The following is a 21626-nucleotide window of genomic DNA, read 5'->3' on the forward strand; positions in this document are numbered from 1 at the left end:
ATCTTAGATCAAATACATCAATAAAACTGAGCTAAATTGTGAATTTGAAATTTTAGGGGGAAGAATATAATAATCTCATAAACAGTTTTCAAGTGAACGGAGGGTAAACATGAGTGAACCGATTCTTGAAATGAAAAATATTTCCAAGAATTTTGGAAGCGTAATAGCACTGAAAAATGTAGATCTGGAGGTATATCCAGGGGAAATAAGAGGTTTGATCGGTGAAAATGGTTCTGGAAAGTCTACCATATCTTCTATTGCAGCTGGCATGCAGAAAGCCACCAGTGGAAGAATGACTTTCAAAAAGCAGAGCTGGGAACCAGCGAGTATGATAGATGCGCTACAAAATGGAATCGGAATGGTTGTGCAGGAGAGCGGAACCATTTCGGGGGTAACCGTTGCAGAAAATATTTTTCTGGCAGAGCTTTCCCAGTTTCGGAACAAGCTGGGGATGATCAATAAAAAGGCAATGAACCAGAAAGCGACAGAGGCAATGAGAGCCATTGGAGTAGAACATGTAATCGGCGATATGCCTATTGATTCACTGGATTTTCAGACCAGAAAGCTGGTAGAAATCGCTAAGGTTATGCTGAAAAATCCAGACATTCTGGTAATTGATGAGACAAGCACAGCACTTTCACAGGATGGACGTGAGATCATGTATTCCTTGATCCGAAAGCTGCGGGACAGTGGAAAAGCAATAATCTTTATTTCCCATGACCTGGAAGAGATTATGGAAGTTTGTGATACACTCACTGTTCTCCGTGATGGAAACCTGATCCGTACGTTTAAAAAAGAAGAATTCAATGCGGATGAAATCCGTACAAGTATGATCGGCCGCGAGCTTCAGGGAGATTATTACAGAAGTGATTTTACCCCAAGCAGCCAGAAAGAAGCTGCCATAACAGCCACTAATCTGAAGTACAAAGAGGAGTTAAAATCTGTAAGCATTACTTTGAAAAAAGGCGAAATCTTAGGCATTGGCGGACTTGCCGCCTGCGGAATGCACACTTTGGGAAAAGCCATGTTCGGCGCACTTGCCCTGGAAGAGGGAGAAGTAACCACTTACGATGGAACGAAGATCAACAGTCCCCACATCGCAGTTGCAAACAAGATTGGTTATGTGTCAAAGGACAGGGATGTGGAATCCCTTTGTCTGTCCGCAAGTATCCAGGACAACATTGCAGTTGGCGGAATGGAAAAATATGCCGTAAACGGATTCCTTATAACAAATAAAAAGGAAAAAGAATATGTGGCAAAACAGATAAAAGATCTTTCTATTAAATGTTCTGATGGCGACCAGCTGACAAGCCAGCTGTCCGGCGGAAATAAGCAGAAGGTTGTATTTGGAAAATGGATCGGCTGTGGAAGTGAGATCCTGATCCTGGATTGCCCCACCAGAGGTGTTGACATTGGCGTCAAACAGTCCATGTATCAGCTGATGATGGAGCTGAAAAAAGAGGGAAAAGCAATCCTGCTGATCAGCGAGGAGCTTCCGGAACTGCTGGGAATGAGCGACAGGCTTCTGATTATGAAAGACGGAAGCATTACCGGTGAATTTATGCGAAGTGAAAGCCTGACAGACGCAGATGTAATTGGATATATGATTTAAGGGGGAACATCAGATTATGAAAAATAATATGAATAAATATAAAGCAGCCCAAACTGCGATAAAGGTTCTTCCATTTGCGGCTCTGGTGCTTTTATTCGGAATCTTCCTGGCAGTAGTCAGTGCAAAAGGCTATCGGCTGGATATGTATCTGCAGATTGTTTTTAACGAAGGTGTTGTGTTGGCGGTGGTTGCTACAGGAGCAATTTTCATTTACACATTGGGAACTTTTGATATCAGTCTTGGCGCTGCAACCTTGTTTTCTGCAACCATGGGTGTGGTTACTTACAATACTACACAGAATGTAGTGTTAATGATCCTGGCAATCTTTGTAAGCGGAGTTGCATGTTCCCTTGTAAATTCCCTGCTGGCTTCGGTATTTCATATTCCAGCATTTGTTACTACAGTTGCCATGATGTCTGTGCTTTCTGCGATTGCCTCACAGATCGTTACCACAAAGGGTGGTGCACTTGGTGGGATCAGTATTCCGGGAGTAGTGGTAAAGCCGTTTGACAATATGGTTTTTAAAATCGTAGTATTGGCAGTCTTCTTTATTATCAGTTATTTTGTTTTCAATCTTACAAAAGTGGGAAGAAGGCAGAAATTTATCGGAGGAAATCCGGTGTGCGCAGCTCTTACCGGAATTGAATCCAACAAATATACCATTATTGCTTTCGTAATGGCAGGCCTGGGCGTAGGGCTTGGAGCGTTTCTTACTCTGGTTTATACACCATCTGTAACAACCACTACGGCCTCCAGCATTGGTATGAATATTTTTATTGCAATTGTATTTGGCGGAATGCCTATTTCAGGCGGAGCACGTTCCAGAATTTATGCGGCACTGGTTGGCGGTTTTTCCTTTATCCTGCTCAATGACATTCTGGAGCTGGTGATTGACGGAAGTGCGGCTTATGGAATCACCCAGGTGATCAGTGCAGTATTTTTCCTGATCGTTGTATATGTAACAAGCATGAATTATAAGACAAATATACTTCCAAGATAATGGAGAATAAGAAATAACTGTCCGATATATGGGATTTTTAATGGTGAATTAGCGTATAACGCTGCAAATAAAAAGGAGGAAATTCTAATGAAACGAACAATGAAAAAAATGGTAAGCATGGCATTAACAGGAACTATGGCTGTAGCAGTTCTTGCAGGAGCAGGAACAAGTGAAGTAAAGGCTGCTGACAAGGCAAAGATTGGTGTGCTGGTTGCAGACGTAAGTGGCGAGGAAGCACAGGGCTTCCGTTCTTATTATGAGAATTATATCGCTGGTAACTATGACGTAGAATTTAACTACACAGATGCGCTGCAAAGTGCAGAAGATGAGAAAACAGCAATTGAGAAGTTTGCTTCCCAGGGGTGTCAGGCAATCATCTCTTTTTCCAGCAACGATCGTGTACAGCAGATTGAGACTTGTGAAAAATACGGAGTTTACTATGCGGTAGCTTCCGGTGTGCTGGATGACGCACAGTATGAAACTTACAAAACTTATGAATATTTTGCTGGTCAGGTAGGACCTGGAAATGATACAGAGTTTGAAGCTGGAAAAGATATGGGAGCTTACTACAAAGAGCAGGGTGTTTCCAAAGTAGCAATCTATGGAGCTTTTATTCCGAACCCAATGCATGTTTACCGTGTTGCTGGTGTCCTTAACGGACTGGGTTGCACCTATGGCGGAGAAAGCGATATGAACGCTATCGCTGGACAGATTTTCCAGGATCAGACAGTTGATTTATCTAAAGTAGAAGGCGATGTAGAGGTTGTTTCCTATCTTCAGGGATATGGTGACACCACAACGGATGAGTTAAACGCAGCAATCCAGAAAACACCGGATGCATTTATTTCCGTAGGTATGGCAACCACATTCTTTGCACAGTCCTTAAGTGAGGCAGGAATCTCCTTCTCAGATATTGATTCCTTTACTGAGACAAACGGAAATTCTATGAAAAATGGTACCCTTACTTATCTTGCTGGAAAATATTCTTCTTCTATCGGACCAGTTTTTGCACTGGTAATGAATGCAATCAATGGAAATGTGATCAGAGACGAGGACGGAAACGCTCCATCTATCAGCCAGGGATATCTGGTAGCAACTGACAGCGACACATTTGATAAATACTCTGTTTCTGACAGTGGTGATGCACCAATCTATGACAAAGAAACTCTGGACAGTATTATTGGCGATAACGTTACATTTGAGGATGTAAAAACATTAGTAGAATCTAAGTAATTGTTTTGCAGGTAACTGTGAAGACATTAAACAGTTACGAATTTAAATAACTGGAAATTAATTTATGAAAGCTCTGACCGATAACCCTGGATGCCCATATCCAGGAAATCGGACAGGCTGGATGGAGGCTGGAATTTATGAGCACCCCTAAGAAAATAGCGGGAACATTTACGATCCCTGTACTGACCTTACTTATTTTGGAAGTGATCTGTCTGTCACATGGAGAAAACATCATAACAAATCAGAAGGGCTTTGATAATTTTGTGGTCTATACTGCAATTGTTATGATTACAACAATTGCCCTGTCCATTAACCTGAACAGTGGAAGATTTGATTTTTCACTTGGAGCCATGGCTTCTCTGTCTGCTGTAGTGGGAGCGAAGATAAGCTATGCAGTATTAGGCGGCGGCTCAGGAAGTGCAGCACTTATGCTGGTAATCACTATTGCGGCCGGCGCTGTGCTGGGAATGGTATCTGGTCTTATTTATGTGACTCTCAGGATTCCGCCCATCATAACATCTTTGGGTGTAACCCTGATCTATGAAGGTGTTTTGTACACCATTACAAGCGGAAAATATGTAATGACAGAGGTACAGAATTCTTCCATGTCAGGCTTTGTAGGAACCTGGATTTATGCGGCGATTATTATTGCTGTGGTACTGGTCCTTTCCATTCTTCTGTTTGATTATACAAGGTTTGGTTATGACTATAATGCATTGAAAAATGGGCAGAAGGTAGCAGTAAATACAGGAATCAAAGAGATTCCAAATGCCATTGGCTGTTATGGGATCTGCGGTGCGCTGATGGGAATTGTTGGATTTTTGAATGCGGCAAGAAGTACGACCATCAATGGAGGCCAGCTGAACTTTGGCTCTATTTCCATTATGTTTACAGCATTTTTGCCAATGTTTATTGGTTCTTACATAAGCAGGTATAGCAATGAGAAACTTGGATTTTTGCTGGCTGCGGTTTGCATGTCTTTGCTGAATTCCACATTTGCAGTTCTCTCAAATGTGGTGACCGCTTCCATGCAGTCTATTATCAATGCAGTATTGCTGATGGCATTCCTGATTTATCTGAATAATGAAAAATTACTGGTAAGAATTTTCACGGGAAAAATCAGACAATAACTTGAGCCTGTTTGAAAAATCATTCCTGCAATCTGCACGCCCCACTTTGCGGTATATTTCACCCGAATTCGGTTGTCGTAGCCCGCTACGACGCCCTCATCCGGGCAAAATCTCCCACAAATTGTGACGCACATCTTGCAGAAAGCCTTTTTCAAACACGCTCTGAGATTGCAGCGGCCCTGCCGGAAAACTCCGTAGGGTCGCATTTTTATAACAATTTTGACAAAATTCTATGTGACAAGAGGTTTTTATGGCTGAAATGAAAAATCAGAAATTGTTGAATAAAGCATTAAATCTGCTTCCGGATCTGGTTGAGACAAAAGTAGATGCAGTGCAGACAGTAGAACTTTATAAAAATGATAACAGTATTGTCATTGAGCAGGCAGTTGATTACAGAAAGAGAGTTTTGAAAAAGGGAAGCCGGGTATGCCTGGATTTTGGAAATCATCAGGTTGGGTATCTGACTTTAAATCTGAATTACAGGGGGAGTCATCCAGACGCGCCTGTGTGGCTGAAGCTTCACTTTGCAGAAAATGCGACGGAGCTTTTTGAAGATGGAAAAAGCTATCAGGGCTGGATCTGTTCTTCTTGGATCGAAGAGGAACAGCTCCATGTGGATGTGGTTCCTTCCCAGCTGCGCCTGCCAAGGAGATATGCGTTCAGGTATGTGATGATCGAGGTTCTGGATATTAGTTCCAAGTTTGATCTTGTTGTGGAAGATGCTTTTTGTACCGCTGTTTCTTCTGCGAAAGACCAGGAGCTTTCCGCATTTAAGGCGCAGAATCATAAGCTGGCAAAAATGGATCAGATCGCATGCAGAACCCTTCACAATTGTATGCAGCAGGTGTTTGAGGACGGTCCGAAGAGAGACCGCAGACTGTGGATGGGAGATCTTCGTATCCAGGCACTGACCAATTATGAAACTTATAACAATAATGATATGGTGAAAGCCTGCCTGTATCTGTTTGCAGCACTTCCTATGGAAAAAGGAAGGATGGGGGCGTGCTTGTTTCTTTCCCCGGAACCGGAAGTGGATGATACCCAGATGTTTGATTATTCCCTGTTTTTCATAAACACACTTTGGGACTATTACGAAGCTACAAAGGATAAGGAAACTTTGCAGGAGTTATGGCCTGTAGCATTAAGACAGATCGAACTGGCAGAAGAGCAGCTGGATGAGAAAATGTTGGTAGGAGATTCAGATGTGCTGGGCTGGTGCTTTGTGGATTGGAATCTGAATCTGAATAAACAGGCGTCTGCCCAGGGGATTTTTCTTTATGCGCTTAGTGCAGCTATCCGGATTGCCCAGGTGCTAGGAGATGTTATGACGGAGGAAAAACTGGCGGAGCTTTACTGTGAGTGCAGAAATGCGGCGAATTTATATCTCTGGGATGGAGAAAAACAATGCTACATCAGTGGAAAAGAAAGACAGGTTTCAGTTGCTTCCCAGGTGTGGATGATTTTGGGAGAGGCGATTGAAGACCAGGCAGCAGTAAATCTTCTGCGCAGGGTGGAGACCATTTCGGAAGCTGAAAAAATGGTGACGCCATACATGTATCACAATTATATTGCGGCGCTGCTTCTTGTGGGGGAGAAAAAAATGGCTCTGCAGAAAATGGAAGCATACTGGGGCGGCATGACCGATCTGGGAGCGGATACATTCTGGGAATTATATAATCCGGAAAACCCTTCAGAATCACCATATGGCGGCACCATCGTGAACAGCTACTGCCATGCCTGGAGCTGTGGCCCGGCGTATTTTCTTAGAAAGTATTTTACAGCAGACGGCTCATTGAAAGGGGAAAAATAATGACAGAGATCGATATGAAAGGAAATCCTTTTTTTCTGGATGAAGAAGGAGAAAATTGGGTTCTGGATACCTGGAAAAATATGAGTCTGGAGCAGAAATGCGGACAGGTATTTTGCCCCATGGGGTTCAACGGAGAGGAAGAAACGCTGAAGCATTTTACCCAGGATATTCAGGTGGGTGGTCTGATGTATCGTGCAGACAGCGCGGAAAATATTCAGGATATTTATAGAAAGCTGCAGGCGTTTTCCAATATTCCGCTGCTACTTGCGGCTAATACGGAAGCAGGCGGAGACGGACTTGCCTATGAGGGAACTTCCTTCGGAAAACCTATGGCAGTGGCGGCTACAGATGATCCGGAAAATGGATACCGAATGGGATATACCGCCTGCAAAGAGGGTGCAGCTTTGGGGCTGAACTGGTCTTTTGCGCCTATTGTGGATATTAATTATGATTTTCACAATCCCATTACCAATGTAAGAACTTTTGGAAGTGATCCAAAGAAGGTGCTGGATTTTGCCCTGGAATATATGAAGGGAGCAGATGAATGCGGTGTGGCTGTTGCTATCAAACATTTTCCAGGAGATGGGGTGGATGAAAGAGATCAGCATATTCTTACAAGTGTTAATTCTTTTTCTACAGAAAAATGGGATGAAACCTATGGATATGTTTATGGGAATCTGATAAAGAAAGGTGCGAAGACCGTGATGGTAGGGCATATTGCCCAGCCTGCTTATGTGAAGGCGCTCAATCCCCAGGCAACCAGGGAAGAGATGCTGCGTCCGGCTTCTTTATCCAAGGAGCTTCTTACTGGGCTTCTCAGAGGAAAGCTGGGATTTAACGGGCTGATCAGCACAGACGCAACACCTATGGTTGGGTTTACCGCAGCTATGAAGCGCAGCGAGGCGATTGTTCAGGCAATCAATGCAGGCTGTGACATGATTTTGTTCAACAAAAGTCTGGAAGAGGATTTTGGATATCTTCTGGCTGGTGCGAAAACTAGAAATTTGAGCATGGATAGACTGGATGAGGCAGTTCTCAGAATTCTGGCCACAAAAGCGTCACTGGGGCTTCATAAGAAGAAAGCGGAGGGCACTCTGGTTCCAGAAAAAGAGGCGTTGGAAATTGTGGGCTGTGAGAAGCACAAAAGCTGGGCGAAAAAGGTGGCAGACCAGGCAATAACTCTGGTAAGGGATGAGCAGGAACTGCTTCCAATTTCCCCTAAGAAATACAAGCGGGTTTATCTGAATGTAATCCAGAAAGATCTGGATCCAGAGAATGCTTTTGTGCAGTCATGGAAAGAGAAGTTTGAGCAGGAAGGCTTCCAGGTGACGGTCCGTGACCGCCGGGTATCTATCTCTATGGAAGATTTCGTGAATCCGGCAGGTATGACACCGGAAAAAGGAAAACTGATGCACGAAATGTACCGAAGTGTGGAGGAGATGAAGCAGGACTACGACTTGTATGTTTATATCTGTAACATGGAAAATGCTTCCAATAATACCACTCTTCGCTTGAATTGGAATGTGTGCTTCGGGCTTGGAGATGATGCACCCTGGTTTGCTCCGGAGATTCCGGCGCTGATGATTTCTACAGCTTATCCATTCCATCTGTTTGATGCACCGATGGTGAAAACTTACATTAATACATACAGTGGGAACCCGGAATTTATTCAGGCAGCAATGGATAAGATTATGGGACGCTCGGAATTTACAGGGGTAAGTCCGGCGGATCCTTTGTGTGGGAAAAATTATATTTAAGATGATTGCTGGCAGGTTTATTTGCAGTTGTTAACGGAATGGAGAAATATATGAAAGCTTTTATATTTGATTTAGATGGTGTTATTGTTTTCACTGACAAATTTCACTATCAGGCGTGGAAAAAGATGGCGGATGAAATGGGAATTTATTTTGATGAGACCATAAATAACCGTCTTCGCGGTGTGAGCAGATCGGAGAGCCTGGAAATTATTCTGGAGAGATATGAAGGACCGGCTCTTTCCAAGGAGAAAAAAGCAGAACTGATGGAGAGTAAGAACAATACTTACAGAGAGCTTCTGGCATCCATGACACCGGCTGATGTGACGGAAGATGTAAGAAGAACTCTTGCGGAATTACATAACAGGGGGTATAAGCTGGCACTTGGCTCTTCCAGTAAGAACGCAAAATTTATCCTGGAAAAGGTTCAACTGTTGGATGCATTTGATGCGATCTCCGATGGAACGAATATTACCAAGTCCAAACCGGATCCGGAAGTATTTTTGAGAGCAGCAGAGTTCCTTGGAGAAAAGCCTGAGGATTGTTATGTGGTGGAAGATGCTTATGCTGGAATTGACGCAGCGAAGAGCGCGGGAATGCAGGCTGTGGGAATTGGGATTGCAGCTGGATATGCGGCTGCTGATGTGAAGATTCAGAGTTTTGGAGAGCTCCTGACACTGGGAGCCTGAAAATGAATGAGAAAACCTCCAATTTTGGAAATGCTGATGTTTCCATAATTGGAGGTTTTTTGCTAAACCGCGTTTCCCAGTTTTTGAAAAAAAGCTGGTTTTTCCCACTTTTCGTCTATGATATTTGCAGAACAGGTGAAAAAACAATTATTGTCTTTGATTGGTGAAATGGCTACCGTTCCATGGCTGTTTTCCAAAAATACTTCTTTTGGAAACTTGGGCATTTTTGTTTCATGAATTCAATGCTTCTTTTACTCTTGAGAAAAAATACAATGGCTATCAATTATTAGTTTGTGATGGCTCAGATTTAAACATCGCTTGCAATCCCGAAGACAAAGATACCTAATTTGACAAACTCCAAGGAAAAAAGTAAAATACTAATAACTATGCAGAAACATGCATACTACAGATTTTTTCAAAAAGAAATTATAATAAAAATACGAAGAAGCGAGGATGGACCGAAATGAATACATGGGAAGCAAACATTCGTAAAGTAGTACCTTATACACCCGGCGAGCAGCCCAATCAGCCGGACATGATCAAGCTGAACACAAACGAGAACCCATATCCCCCTGCACCAGGCGTGGAGAAAGCATTACACGGGATTCAGCCAGATACCCTCCGCCTTTATCCGGACCCTACAGCTGGCGACCTGGTACACGCAATTGCCTGTAACTATGGGCTGAAAGACGAACAGGTTTTTGTAGGTGTTGGCTCAGATGATGTACTTGCCATGAGCTTCCTCACCTTCTTTAACTCAGATAAACCGATCCTTTTTCCAGATATCACCTATTCTTTCTATGACGTATGGGCGGATCTTTTCAGAATCCCATATGAATGTAAAGCTCTTGATGAGAACTTCTGTATCCGCAAAGAAGATTACTTCGGAGAAAACGGCGGAATTATTTTTCCGAACCCCAATGCACCTACAGGAGTGGAGCTGCCCCTCAGTGACATCGAGGAGATTCTCTTACACAACCGGGACGTCATTGTGATCGTAGATGAAGCATATGTAGATTTTGGAGCGAAATCAGCACTGGAGCTTATAGAGAAATATGACAATCTCCTGGTAGTCCAGACCTTCTCCAAATCCCGTTCCATGGCTGGAATGCGTATCGGCTTTGCATGCGGCAATCCACAGCTGATCAGATTTCTGAACGATGTAAAATATTCCTTCAATTCCTACACTATGGATCGTACCACTCTTGTAACCGGTGTGGCAGCTATCCAGGACAAGGCATATTTTACAGAAACCTGTGAGAAGATCATTGCTACCAGAGAATGGGCGAAGAAAGAACTGGCTGCTCTTGGTTTCACATTCCCGGATTCTAAGACCAACTTTATCTTTGCTTCTCACAAAAGCTGTCCGGCCAAAGAAATTTTTGAGGCCCTTCGTCAGGAGCATATTTATGTAAGATACTTCCCGAAGCCGAGGATTGACAATCATTTGCGGATCACTGTAGGGACTCAGGAAGAAATGGAGAAATTAATACATTTTCTGGAAAAATATCTAAAAAATCATAAATAAGTGAAAAATATCTGTTTGAACGAAAATTCTGTTCTGGTGATTTTTTAAATACACTCTGGAGCCTGTGTGAAAAATACTTCGGAACAGGAAGCTCAGAACGACAGGAGTAAATATGAAATATAAGAAATTATTGAAAAAAGCAGCTGTAAGTCTGTTACTTGCCCAGTCCCTGATTTTTACAGGCTTGCCCATTCAGGCAGCAGATATTGCCGGGCAGGGTATGGTCTGGACAGAAAGTGCGGAAATGGAAAATGCAGGAGACACTGTATCCGCTGTGTCGTCTGATAAGATGGCTGCGGAAGAGTCTTATGTGCAGGATGATTTTTCAGCAGGTGATGATCTGTCAGGGAGCGAAAGCACTTTAGATGATGCCGGTCAGGCTGGCAATGGAAGTACGGAAAACGATGCCAGCTTCACAGGCATGACAGATGGAAATCCCTCCCAATCGGAAGACCTGTCAGACGGTTTCTCAGATGGTGGTACTGATGAACTTCAGGAACAAGATTCTGGCTTTGGCAGCATGAATCCGGATTCTGCCGAAGAAGAGAAAAGTGAAGACAATCTGACCGATGCGGAGATTGAGGCTCAGCTAGAGCCAATTCGTGAGCTGCAGCCTATAAGTTATGTAGACCCGCCATCTGGCAACGGGAATGGTGATACAGGAAGCGTAGGTGCTGCCAGAGCTGCGTCTTATCCTGCGAAATACGATCCCCGAAGCAGTATTTCCATCCCGGTAAGGAATCAAAAGCCTTCCAATATGTGCTGGGCATACACATTGGCTGCCAACCTGGAAATCTCATTTTTGCAGGCAGGAGCTGGACTGTTTGATCTGTCAGAAGAACATCTGGCATATTTCTTTGCCCACCGAATGAACGATCCCCTTGGAAATACAGCTAATGACAAAAACGAGATTCTCCATTCCTACAGAGATGGAGGAAATCAGACCCTGGCTGCCATTTTCCTGAGTACGTGGAGCGGTATGGCTTTGGAATCCCAGGTTCCTTATGAGACAAATGCAGATCATACTCTGGACTCTGACAAGGTGCCGTCCTCCCAAATGGCATACCAGACCACAGCATATCTGGAAAATGCGGCGTTTTCCTCTTATTCTGTAAATAACATTAAAAGTCTGATATCAGAATATGGATCTGTTTCCATGTCCTTTGGAATGTATGATACCTATTATAATCCGTATACGTATGCATACAGCTACCCGGGAAGTGCAGGCGTGAATCATGCAGTAACCCTGATTGGCTGGGATGACAATTATTCCAGGGAAAATTTCAATTCTGCCAGCAATGTTACTTCAAACGGGGCATGGATTGCCAGAAACAGCTGGGGAGATGACTGGGGAGAAGCCGGTTATTTTTATATTTCCTATGAGAATAAATGTAATTACAATATTGTAGCAGCAGAAGCCACCACCAGTCCGAAGTACCGGAACAACTATTTCTATGACGGTTCCAGTGCACTGAGCAAGCTGAAGCTGTATCCTTCCGGCAGCAGTGGGATTTCCTCCATTGCCAATGTTTTTCAGGCGAAAGCCGGAAATGGGAATGGAGAAGCCCTTGGAGAAGTGGTTCTGGCTACTTACACTGACGGAGGAAGCTACAGCATTCAGATTTATACAAATCTGAAGGATAAGAGCAATCCGGTAAGCGGAACTCCGGCCTATGCCAATCCGGTTACTTTTTATCAGGAACATGCCGGTATTTCCACAGTGGAAGTGCCAGAGGTAAATCTGATGAATGGAACTCTTTATTCGGTAGTGATCACCAATATCGGTTCAGATACGGTGGAATACCTGTGCGAGACCAACAGTGCCTATGACTGGGTAGAATTTCAGGCAGGTCTGGAGGAGAATCAGAGCTTCTGTTACCATGAAAAAAATGGCTGGAGTGATTTTTTCAAAACAAGTCCAAGTGCCTGTGTAAGAATAAAAGCTCACACAAGAACATTGAGCAACGCAGTGAATGTAACCAGACCCGCTTCGTTCCAGGCAGCAGCCAGAGCCTATAATCAGATTAGTCTGACCTGGAGTAAAGCAGATGGAGTTTCCGGATATCAGATCTATAGAAGAACCTCCGATGGAGAGTATCAGAAGGTGAAGACAGCCTCTTGGTCAGATACCGCCTGGACAGATACAAAGGTTCAGCCGGGAATTACGTATATATACAAGATTCGTGCGTACAGTATGGTGAACGGTACTGCGAAATATTCCGATTATACTGCGGAAGCTGCTGCGAAGACCGTGCTTGCCACTCCGTCAGTGTCGGTGAAGGTTTCTTCCGGACTTTACAATACAGTAAACTGGAATAAGATTTCCGGTGCAGCTGGCTATGTGGTTTACAGGAAAACATCCTCTGGAAAATGGACGAAGCTTGCAAACATAAAGAAAGCAGCTACTACATCCTACAAAGATAAAAAGATAAAATCAACTACCGTTTATGAGTATACAGTAAGAGCTTATTGTACTGTGGATAAGAAAACAGTGGCAAGCAGTTACAAGTCCAGTGGAAAGTATAAATCAGCACCCTCCAGGCAGACGGTCTCATCGGTTTCCAATACGAAGAAAGGTCTGAAATTAAAGTGGAAGGCACAGAAGAAGTGTGATGGCTATTACATTTACAAGAAGACCGGAAGCGGAAAATATAAGCTGGCAGCTACTATTAAGAAGGGGAAAACTTCTACCTGGACAGACACGAAGGTAAAAAAAGGAAAGAAGTACCGTTATTATGTGCGTGCTTATGTAAAAGAGCCCAATGGTGTTGTAAAGGGAAAGTATAAAGCATCGGCGGCAGTTACAAGAAAGTAGGAAATCAATTGCAGAAAAGAAATAGAATTTACAGTAAATTTTATATCTAATTTTCGATTATCCGCATAAACACTATACTTTTAAGCACTTTGAAGTATATCGAAACACTTATTTTACCACGAATTTACCACGATTGAATGAGCCTTGATATGACACTAAAAATAACATGGGAGATAGCACAAATCATATCTGTGTATCTCCCGTTTTTCATTCATGCAATATGATTACTCCACTCTGATTTCAAATTTCAAGATTGCTTTCATCATTTCTGTATGAATTTGACCTTTTAATTCTTCATCAACCTGCATAGTGATTTTACCACTTTCAGAGTGGTAAAACGGGCGTAAGCATAATTTATAGATATAAGCGTCATAAAACTTCAAAATCTCTCTTATGGCAGTTTCATTTCCAGCAGACGCTTGACATATTACTTTTAATGTAGGGTAACCATATTCTTTTTTCATTGGTTCAATTCCTCTCTTTCAATAGTGTTTTTAATTTCTTCAATCCGTTACTTCTTCTGCGATAAATAGTAGAACGTGATACATGATATAATTCTGCGATTTCTTGGTCGCTCATGCTTTGAAAATAGCGTAATAGAATTACATCACGCTCTTTACTCGATAACTTGCATAAAGCAACAGCAAGTTTCTCATTTGATATTTGAATTGTGTAATTCAAGACTTCAAAAGAAGTATAATCACAGGAATAGTTATCCTCTGTTCCACGCTCAATATTTTTCATGTCTGACAATTCACAGAATAAAATTTCACGTTTAGAACGCCTTGCAAACTGCCTGTTCCTGCTTTTTACTGCGCATTTAATAACAGTCATCATCAAAGCATTGAACTGTATTCTAACAATATGCTCGAAAGAAGATGTGTCCATAATCTCACCTCCTTTCCGCATACGCTGAAATATATAAACGGAAATACCGTCTATACCTTTGAAAATACGGAAAAGAGAGCAAGAAAAAAGCCCGCACAAAACATATCGTTTGTACGAGCCTAATATTTGTAGATATTCAATTTTATTTGTTTTCTTTTTCCACTTCTTCTAGCCATTCACAATAGCCATTCTCACAAGGAACAGATATTGCAATATGCGAAAACCAACTATTTTTTGTTGCTCCATGCCAATGCTTTACTTCTGCTGGTATATTTACGACATCGCCTGCATGAAGTTCCACAATATCTTTTCCCCATTCTTGATAATATCCGTTTCCTGCGGTACAAAGAAGAATTTGACCGCCACCATGATGAATATGCCAGTGATTACGACAATCAGGTTCAAAAGTTACATTGGCAATACTTACTTGTTCAGAGGACAAGGGATATAAATAACTTTTTCCTGCAAAATACTGTTCGTATTCAATGTTTTCATGTCCGATTGGAAAAGGACAACTTTTTGTGATTTCTTCTAATGTATTCATAATGACCTCCTATGAATTTATCCCCATATCATAAGCCAATTTCAAATAAGAGGTATTTTCAATTTCTCCCTTTTCATAAACGCCTGCACCATAAACATATCCTTTGATATTAGCATTTGGTAAGCAATCGGTAAAACCTCTTAAAGCGTCCATTGTCCGTTCCATAGATTTTTTTCCAGCAGCAGCCGTAGCCATAAAATAAAAATCTTTATTGGCAATTTGTGTGTATTGTGGTAATGTGCGGTCAATCAATGTTTTTAATTGTCCGCTTAATGAATAAAAATAAACGGGTGTGGCTAATACAATAACATCAGCCTGTACCATTTTTTCTAGGATTTCTCCCATATCATCTTTTTGAACACATAAATGCGTATTTCTGCAACCATAACAAGCTAAACATGGAAAAATCTTTTTGTTTTGTATAAATATTTTTTCTGTGAGGTGTCCTGCCTTTTCAGCACCTTTTATAAAAGCATCACATAACATATCTGAATTTCCATTTTTTCGGGGACTTCCCGATAAAACTAAAACATTTTTTCTCATAATAAACTCCTATTCTTTTCTAACTTTTTCTAACCATTGACTAATTTCTTCTGATGAATTTTCAACATCATTTCTTGAAATAGATAATCCCTGTTCATACACATTCGCATTAGGTTCTAATTCTTGAATAGTGCTAATTGTGTCTGCAAGTCCGCTTCCGCCATGTGTGCTAAACGGAATAATAGTTTTATCGCTAAAATCATATTCATCAAAGAAAGAATACATAATCATAGGTAAATCTGACCACCAAATAGGATACCCTACAAAAATTGTGTCATATTGCTCAAAATCTGAAATCTTATCCTTTATTGCTGGACGAGCATTTTCTTCCTGTTCTTGTGAAGCTATGTCTACAAGTTTCTCATGGTTTGTTGTATATGACGTTTCGGGTTCAATGCGGAATATATCCGCATTCATTTTTTCTTGAATTTCCATAGCGACATATTGTGTATTTCCCATAACTTCTCCGTCTATGACAACTGTACTATTATCTTCTTCCTCAGTCATATTTTCACTATTTGTTGTTTCGGGCATAGAAAAATATACTACAAGGGTATTTTGAGAAGTATCTGATTGTGATTGAATTTCCTTTTGCGGTTCGGGCTTTGTACTGTTATTACACGCTGTAAGCCCTAATACACAAGATAAAGCGAAAATATAGGTTAAGATTTTACGCATTAAATTTTCCCCTTTCTTTCAGTAATCATATTAACAAACATATCAACCGCTTCTGGTGTCTGATGATTAAAGAATAAACTTGTATTCATGTCTAATTCGCTAATACTCTTCATATCATGTTCTGATAATTGAAAGTCAAAAATTTCAAAATTTTCTCTCATTCTCTCAATATGCGTTGATTTTGCAAGGGCTACTATATTCCTTTGCATAAGCCAGCGTAAAATTACTTGTGCAACTGATTTTTTGTATTTTGCTCCTATTTCTTTAAGGATTGGATTTGTAAACATATCGTTTCTTCCCTCTCCAAAAGGAGCCCATGCCTCCATTTGCACATTTCTTTTTATCATATTCTCCTGTGCTGTTATCTGCTGATGAAGTGGGTTTGTTTCCACTTGATTAACCTGTGGCGGTATTTCGTTAAATGCAACCATGTCGGCTAATCTATCAGGATAGAAATTACTAACACCGATTGCACGAATTTTTCCAGCCTTATATAGTTCTTCTAAGGCTCTGTATGCTCCATAATAATCCGAAAAAGGCTGATGTAGTAATACTAAATCAAGATAATTCGTTTTCAGCTTTTTCATAGAGTTTAAGACTGACTGTTTTGCTTTTTCATATCCATAATTGTCAATCCACACTTTAGTAGTAATAAAAAGTTCTTCTCTTGGAACACCACATTTTTCAATAGCATTTCCTACTTCTTCCTCATTGAAATAAGATTGGGCTGTATCAATATGACGATAGCCGACCTTGATTGCGTCAAGTACACATCGTTCACAATCTTCTTTCGGGATTTGAAAAACCCCAAAACCTAATTTTTGCATTTTGACTCCGTTGCTTAATGTTACATATTCCATTATTTATCACTCCTTGTTTTTTTCTTCTTTTTCAAGTACAATGATATTGTAAAACTCGGTAGCAACTACCGGTCAATACTTTTTTGAAAAAAGGAGAAAAATTATGTATTCAATGAAGGAAGTATGCAAATTAACGGGTATGAAATACGAAACCTTAAAATATTACTGTAACGAGGGGTTAGTCCCAAATGTAAAGCGAAGTGAAAATAATTACAGAGTTTTTGATGAAAGAGATGTTGCATGGATTGAAAGTTTATCCTGCTTAAAAAGATGTGGTATGGGCATTGCAGAAATGAAAGAATATGTAGCTTTATGCTTAGAGGGCGAAAATTCTATTCCCAAACGCAAAATCATATTAGATAAGAAAAAAGAATTACTGGAAGAAAAATTACTGGAAGTACAGGATTGTATTGACTATATCAATTCAAAACAACAATTTTATGATGACGTCTTATCAGGGAAAATCAAGTATAAAAGTAATTTGATAATCGTAGATGATGAAAAAGTTTAAATATGCGACTTCTTTTTTCCTCTTGATTACCCACAACAGAAAAGAAAAAGCCCTGTCAAGAGCTTGCCACCATTGGTGGTGCTTTGCACTCTTTACTGGGCTTTTTGTTTGCTGTATCTTCCATGCAAGAGAAAAAAGATTACTCGTCCTCATCATCAAAATGGTTATTCCTTAATACTTCCCGTAACAGTTCCATATCCTCTTTTGAGTTCGGGTTTATCATTTTCACGACTTGATAAGGTGTCCTATACTTGTGTCCCTCTATGCTTTCCCCGAACATATCCATGCTGTATAAATCATCATAGCGGTCTAACAGTTTTTGAAATTTCAAATGCTGGATAAATTCTTTGATTGGGTAAAGGTCGGACGCTTCAATGCTTGTTCCGTTGATGTAGTCGGTAATATATTCCCGTAACTTTTCTAACTCATATTCCAGCCATTCTTCCTCGCTGTCAAAGAAGTTATCATAATGTCCATGCTTCAGTTCTGCATTTAGACGTTCCTCTGCTCTCAAAAATTGACAGACTTCTTTTTCGGACTGATCAACATATTTCCATTCCCCCGACAACAATTCATTGGGCGTTACGTCCAGCACTTCCATTATCTTTTCCAGCGTTTCATAAGCAGGATAGTTCAACCCTCTTTCAATCTTGGAAAGGCTCTGCATATTGATACCGATTTTGTCCGCAAGCTCCTGTTGTTTCATTCCTCTAAATTTTCTTATGGTCTGTATATTATTTCCTAAATGGCTTATTTTCATTGCATAACCCTCCATATCTCGTTATATCTTTGCTGTTATAAGTCTATCATGCTTAATACGATTTGTAAAGATAAAAAAAGATGTTGACAAATAAGCATATAAGAATTACTATGTTCTTGTAATTGAATAAGCACAATAGAATGAAATATAAAAATATTCAAAAAGAAATGCCTATCTGATTAAACCCGTAGATATGAATATCGGTTGAAATGGAACTTGTTAGAAAAGGCAAAACAGAACTTGCTGGCAAAGTATTTCTGACGCGGTGGCGGAAGCCTCTCAGGCTTACCGCCATGACACCCTGTGTCAAGGGGAAGAAATGCTTTGTCTGCTGGCGAGCTTGCGAGCCTTGATTGTGCCCCCGTTATCTAACAGGGGGGCATTATTTCACAAAAGACAAGTCAAAAACCATACAACCCCAAACCTGTGAGTAGTAATGAGAAGTTTTAAGAAGATAGTAACTTCACATTCTTTTGAATAGTGGTTTACAGGTATTTCAAGGCTATTGTGGGATTGGAGGAATACAATGAACAATTTAGAATTTGCACTTGAAATGAAGAACAAACGTCTTGCAAGCGGTCTTTCACAAGGAGAACTTGCAAGTCTTACCCATGTATCAAGATATAGTATCAACCGCTTTGAGAACGGAAAAGCCAACGCCAGCAAGGAAACACAAAATATTATCCTGCGTTGTCTGAATTACTATATCTGCGATAAGCCTTTTTATCTGCTCGTTGATTATCTGTCTGTCCGTTTTCCAACGACTAACGCATTGGAAGTTATCCGAAAGGTGCTTGGCATGAAAGCAGATTATTTTATCCATTATGACTATGGGTATTATGGCTATAAAGAGCATTATGCTTACGGGGAAATCAAGGTTATGGCTTCTGATGATGAACACATGGGCGTATTTTTAGAATTAAAAGGAGCAGGCTCACGCAACATGGAATATGTCTTACAGGCACAGAACAGGGATTGGTATTCATTTTTAAACCGCTGTCTTGACTGTGGCGGTGTTATCCGACGTTTTGACTTGGCAATCAATGATATGTGCGGTCTGCTGGATATTCCCGTTTTGTCTGAAAAATACAAAAATGGCGGTGCGGATTGTCGCTGTAAAAACTATGAAAATGTACAAGGTGGAAAATTAAGTGGAAAAAACCGTAATTTAGCAAGTACCCTTTATATCGGTTCAAAGGCAAGCACAAAATATTTCTGCTTATATGAAAAGCAAAAGGAACAGGCAACCAAAAAGAAACATACGGATATTATCAACCGTTTTGAAATTCGTCTGCGTGACAAAAAAGCAGTACAGGCAGTTGAGGAATTGTTATTGACATATAACCCTCATGGGCTGGTGTTTTACCTTATTACTGATTTTGTGCAATTTCCCGACTATCCGTTGTGGGAGATATTCATTTCCCATGACAGTTTACCTTTTGAAATGAACCCCGTACCTATCAATATGGAACGCACTCTGCAATGGCTGGAAAGACAGGTCATGCCGTCAATCGTGATGATAGAGGAAATCGACAGACTGACAGGTTCAAACTACATGAAAATGATTGATGAATGTACCCACCTTTCCGAAAAACAGGAAATGCTTGTGGAACAGATGTGTAAGGATATAGCAGATGTAATCGAAAGTGAGGGGGTGTTTTATGAGTAATGCACAGGATATTCCCGTATGGGAAAAATACACCCTTACCATTGAAGAAGCGTCAAAGTATTTCCGTATTGGAGAAAACAAGTTAAGACGATTGGCAGAGGAAAACAAGGACGCTGGCTGGCTCATTATGAATGGCAACCGCATACAGATTAAACGCCGACAATTTGAACAGGTTATTGATAAATTGGACGCTATCTAGTGCAAATGAGCCTTGTATGTGTTATGATGAACACAAGTCATATCAAGGCTCTTTCCAACAAGGAAAGGAGCAGACACCATGAAAGAAAAAAGACGGGATAACAAAGGTCGTATCCTGCATACTGGAGAGAGCCAACGAACAGACGGGAAATACTTATATAAATATGTGGACGCATTTGGAAACACAAAATATGTGTATGCTTGGAGATTGACACCAACAGACCCTACACCAAAGGGAAAACGGGAAAAACCCTCACTTCGAGAACTGGAACAGCAGATAAGACGGGATATTGAGGACGGTATCGACAGCACAGGCAAGAAAATGACGCTTTGCCAACTCTATGCCAAACAGAACGCACAAAGGGCAAATGTGAAGAAAAGCACACAGAAACAACGGGAACAACTCATGCGGTTATTGAAAGAGGATAAGTTAGGTGCTAGGAGCATTGATACAATCAAACCCTCTGACGCTAAAGAATGGGCGTTACGCATGAAAGACAAAGGCTTTTCCTACAATACCATTAACAACCATAAACGCTCGTTAAAAGCGTCATTCTATATCGCCATACAAGATGATTATGTGAGGAAAAACCCCTTTGATTTCAAGCTAAGTGAAGTCCTAGAAAATGATACCAAAGAAAAAGTCGCATTGACAGAGGAACAGGAACAAGCCTTACTCTCATTCATCAAGGCGGACAATGTGTATCACAAGCATTATGATGATGTGCTGATACTGTTAAAAACAGGACTTCGTATCTCGGAACTGTGCGGACTGACAGTAGCCGATATTGATTTCAAGAATGAAGTTGTGATTATCGACCACCAGTTACTAAAGAGCAAGGAACAAGGCTATTATATTGAAACGCCTAAGACGAAAAGCGGAATAAGGCAAGTACCATTAAGCAGAGAAACGATACAGGCATTTCAACGGGTTATGAAGAAACGCCCAAAGGCAGAACCATTTGTGATAGACGGACGGGGCAATTTCCTATTTGTCAATCATAAGGGCAAGCCAAAAGTTGCGATTGATTACAACGCCTTATTTGTCCGTATGGTAAAGAAATACAACAAGCACCACAAAGACAATCCCTTGCCACATATCACACCGCATACGCTACGCCATACGTTCTGCACAAGACTGGCAAGCAAGAACATGAACCCAAAAGATTTACAGTATATCATGGGACATTCAAATATCAGTATCACAATGAGCTGGTACGCTCATGCGTCCATAGATACCGCAAAATCAGAGGTTCAGCGTCTAATCGCATAGAAGTATTTACCACGATTTTAACCACGCTTGATAGCGAAAATATAAGAAGATAGACCTAGATATGTGAGGTTTACCACAAAAGCAAAATGCCCGTAGAGCCTATAAAATAAGGCTTTGCGGACATTTAAGGA

Annotated in this window: 23 protein-coding genes; 15 read left to right on the forward strand and 8 right to left on the reverse strand. The window is 41.0% G+C overall.

Translation table 11 applies throughout. The annotated features are described in order from the left end of the window. The first annotated feature begins 109 nt into the window (after nt 1-109). The 4 genes from I2D69_RS06905 to I2D69_RS06920 all read left to right on the forward strand — a co-directional run bounded on the left by I2D69_RS06905 (nt 110) and on the right by I2D69_RS06920 (nt 4975). Complete coding sequence (locus I2D69_RS06905; protein ID WP_173736034.1) at nt 110-1612, forward strand: sugar ABC transporter ATP-binding protein; 1503 nt, start codon at nt 110-112, stop codon at nt 1610-1612. 16 nt (nt 1613-1628) lie between these two features. After that, complete coding sequence (locus I2D69_RS06910) at nt 1629-2612, forward strand: inner-membrane translocator (RefSeq protein WP_237925871.1); 984 nt, start codon at nt 1629-1631, stop codon at nt 2610-2612. Between the two features lie 87 nt (nt 2613-2699). Then, nucleotides 2700-3845: a substrate-binding domain-containing protein gene (locus I2D69_RS06915; protein ID WP_173736033.1), complete on the forward strand. Its 1146-nt coding sequence runs from the start codon at nt 2700-2702 to the stop codon at nt 3843-3845. 137 nt (nt 3846-3982) lie between these two features. Further along, nucleotides 3983-4975 (forward strand): sugar ABC transporter permease, encoded by a 993-nt coding sequence (locus I2D69_RS06920; RefSeq protein WP_173717889.1) that lies wholly within the window; start codon nt 3983-3985, stop codon nt 4973-4975. On the opposite strand, the gene I2D69_RS20865 is transcribed toward I2D69_RS06920, so the two are convergent. Beyond that, nucleotides 4918-5109: a DUF6783 domain-containing protein gene (locus tag I2D69_RS20865; protein WP_306467780.1), complete on the reverse strand. Its 192-nt coding sequence runs from the start codon at nt 5107-5109 to the stop codon at nt 4918-4920. The two genes, I2D69_RS06920 and I2D69_RS20865, sit on opposite strands and share 58 nt — an antisense overlap. On the opposite strand from I2D69_RS20865, the gene I2D69_RS20870 reads away from it, so the two are divergent. The 7 genes from I2D69_RS20870 to I2D69_RS06950 all read left to right on the forward strand — a co-directional run bounded on the left by I2D69_RS20870 (nt 5029) and on the right by I2D69_RS06950 (nt 13571). Beyond that, nucleotides 5029-5238 carry a DUF6783 domain-containing protein gene (locus I2D69_RS20870; protein ID WP_308768373.1) on the forward strand — a complete coding sequence of 70 codons (210 nt, stop codon included), beginning with the start codon at nt 5029-5031 and terminating at the stop codon, nt 5236-5238. The two genes, I2D69_RS20865 and I2D69_RS20870, sit on opposite strands and share 81 nt — an antisense overlap. Next, a complete protein-coding gene (locus tag I2D69_RS06925) occupies nt 5226-6785 on the forward strand; it encodes a GH116 family glycosyl hydrolase (protein WP_202017071.1) in 1560 nt (519 codons plus the stop codon). Before I2D69_RS20870 ends, I2D69_RS06925 begins: the two co-directional genes overlap by 13 nt. Beyond that, the gene (locus tag I2D69_RS06930; RefSeq protein WP_173717890.1) at nt 6785-8542 is read left to right on the forward strand and encodes a glycoside hydrolase family 3 N-terminal domain-containing protein; all 1758 of its coding nucleotides are present in this window, start codon (nt 6785-6787) and stop codon (nt 8540-8542) included. Before I2D69_RS06925 ends, I2D69_RS06930 begins: the two co-directional genes overlap by 1 nt. 50 nt (nt 8543-8592) lie before the next feature. Continuing rightward, nucleotides 8593-9228 (forward strand): beta-phosphoglucomutase, encoded by a 636-nt coding sequence (pgmB, locus tag I2D69_RS06935; RefSeq protein ID WP_173717891.1) that lies wholly within the window; start codon nt 8593-8595, stop codon nt 9226-9228. 2 nt (nt 9229-9230) lie between these two features. After that, nucleotides 9231-9395 (forward strand): hypothetical protein, encoded by a 165-nt coding sequence (locus I2D69_RS06940; RefSeq protein ID WP_173717892.1) that lies wholly within the window; start codon nt 9231-9233, stop codon nt 9393-9395. 296 nt (nt 9396-9691) lie between these two features. After that, entirely contained in the window at nt 9692-10756 is a 1065-nt protein-coding gene (hisC, locus tag I2D69_RS06945; protein ID WP_173736032.1) for a histidinol-phosphate transaminase, read from the forward strand. Nucleotides 10757-10868: 112 nt separating this feature from the next. Further along, complete coding sequence (locus I2D69_RS06950; RefSeq protein ID WP_195379639.1) at nt 10869-13571, forward strand: C1 family peptidase; 2703 nt, start codon at nt 10869-10871, stop codon at nt 13569-13571. Between the two features lie 224 nt (nt 13572-13795). Here the strand turns inward: I2D69_RS06950 and I2D69_RS06955 are convergent, their stop codons facing one another. The 6 genes from I2D69_RS06955 to I2D69_RS06980 all read right to left on the reverse strand — a co-directional run bounded on the left by I2D69_RS06955 (nt 13796) and on the right by I2D69_RS06980 (nt 17084). Then, nucleotides 13796-14035, reverse strand: a complete 240-nt coding sequence (locus tag I2D69_RS06955) for a helix-turn-helix domain-containing protein (protein WP_195379640.1) — start codon at nt 14033-14035, stop codon at nt 13796-13798. A gap of 4 nt (nt 14036-14039) precedes the next feature. Continuing rightward, nucleotides 14040-14459, reverse strand: a complete 420-nt coding sequence (locus I2D69_RS06960; protein WP_195379641.1) for a sigma-70 family RNA polymerase sigma factor — start codon at nt 14457-14459, stop codon at nt 14040-14042. A 142-nt stretch (nt 14460-14601) separates the two neighbouring features. After that, complete coding sequence (locus I2D69_RS06965) at nt 14602-15003, reverse strand: cupin domain-containing protein (protein ID WP_195379642.1); 402 nt, start codon at nt 15001-15003, stop codon at nt 14602-14604. 9 nt (nt 15004-15012) lie between these two features. Further along, a complete protein-coding gene (locus tag I2D69_RS06970) occupies nt 15013-15546 on the reverse strand; it encodes a flavodoxin family protein (protein ID WP_195379643.1) in 534 nt (177 codons plus the stop codon). Between the two features lie 9 nt (nt 15547-15555). Continuing rightward, nucleotides 15556-16224 carry a flavodoxin gene (locus I2D69_RS06975; RefSeq protein ID WP_195379644.1) on the reverse strand — a complete coding sequence of 223 codons (669 nt, stop codon included), beginning with the start codon at nt 16222-16224 and terminating at the stop codon, nt 15556-15558. Continuing rightward, nucleotides 16224-17084: an aldo/keto reductase gene (locus tag I2D69_RS06980; protein WP_195379645.1), complete on the reverse strand. Its 861-nt coding sequence runs from the start codon at nt 17082-17084 to the stop codon at nt 16224-16226. Before I2D69_RS06980 ends, I2D69_RS06975 begins: the two co-directional genes overlap by 1 nt. 103 nt (nt 17085-17187) lie before the next feature. On the opposite strand from I2D69_RS06980, the gene I2D69_RS06985 reads away from it, so the two are divergent. Then, nucleotides 17188-17595 carry a MerR family transcriptional regulator gene (locus I2D69_RS06985; protein WP_195379646.1) on the forward strand — a complete coding sequence of 136 codons (408 nt, stop codon included), beginning with the start codon at nt 17188-17190 and terminating at the stop codon, nt 17593-17595. Between the two features lie 139 nt (nt 17596-17734). Here the strand turns inward: I2D69_RS06985 and I2D69_RS06990 are convergent, their stop codons facing one another. Continuing rightward, the gene (locus I2D69_RS06990) at nt 17735-18370 is read right to left on the reverse strand and encodes a helix-turn-helix transcriptional regulator (protein WP_195379647.1); all 636 of its coding nucleotides are present in this window, start codon (nt 18368-18370) and stop codon (nt 17735-17737) included. A 511-nt stretch (nt 18371-18881) separates the two neighbouring features. Between I2D69_RS06990 and I2D69_RS06995 the strand changes: the two genes are divergently transcribed. The 3 genes from I2D69_RS06995 (at nt 18882) to I2D69_RS07005 (ending at nt 21495) form a co-directional block, all read left to right on the forward strand. Next, a complete protein-coding gene (locus I2D69_RS06995; protein ID WP_107600230.1) occupies nt 18882-20024 on the forward strand; it encodes an XRE family transcriptional regulator in 1143 nt (380 codons plus the stop codon). Then, nucleotides 20017-20223: an excisionase gene (locus tag I2D69_RS07000; protein WP_002341493.1), complete on the forward strand. Its 207-nt coding sequence runs from the start codon at nt 20017-20019 to the stop codon at nt 20221-20223. The genes I2D69_RS06995 and I2D69_RS07000 overlap by 8 nt, the downstream gene beginning before the upstream one ends. Nucleotides 20224-20301: 78 nt before the next feature. Beyond that, nucleotides 20302-21495: a site-specific integrase gene (locus I2D69_RS07005; RefSeq protein ID WP_195379648.1), complete on the forward strand. Its 1194-nt coding sequence runs from the start codon at nt 20302-20304 to the stop codon at nt 21493-21495. Nucleotides 21496-21626 lie beyond the last annotated feature (131 nt).

The organism is Ruminococcus sp. D54t1_190329_F1, assembly GCF_015551645.1.
Classification (GTDB): Bacteria; Bacillota; Clostridia; order Lachnospirales; family Lachnospiraceae; genus Blautia_A; species Blautia_A faecis.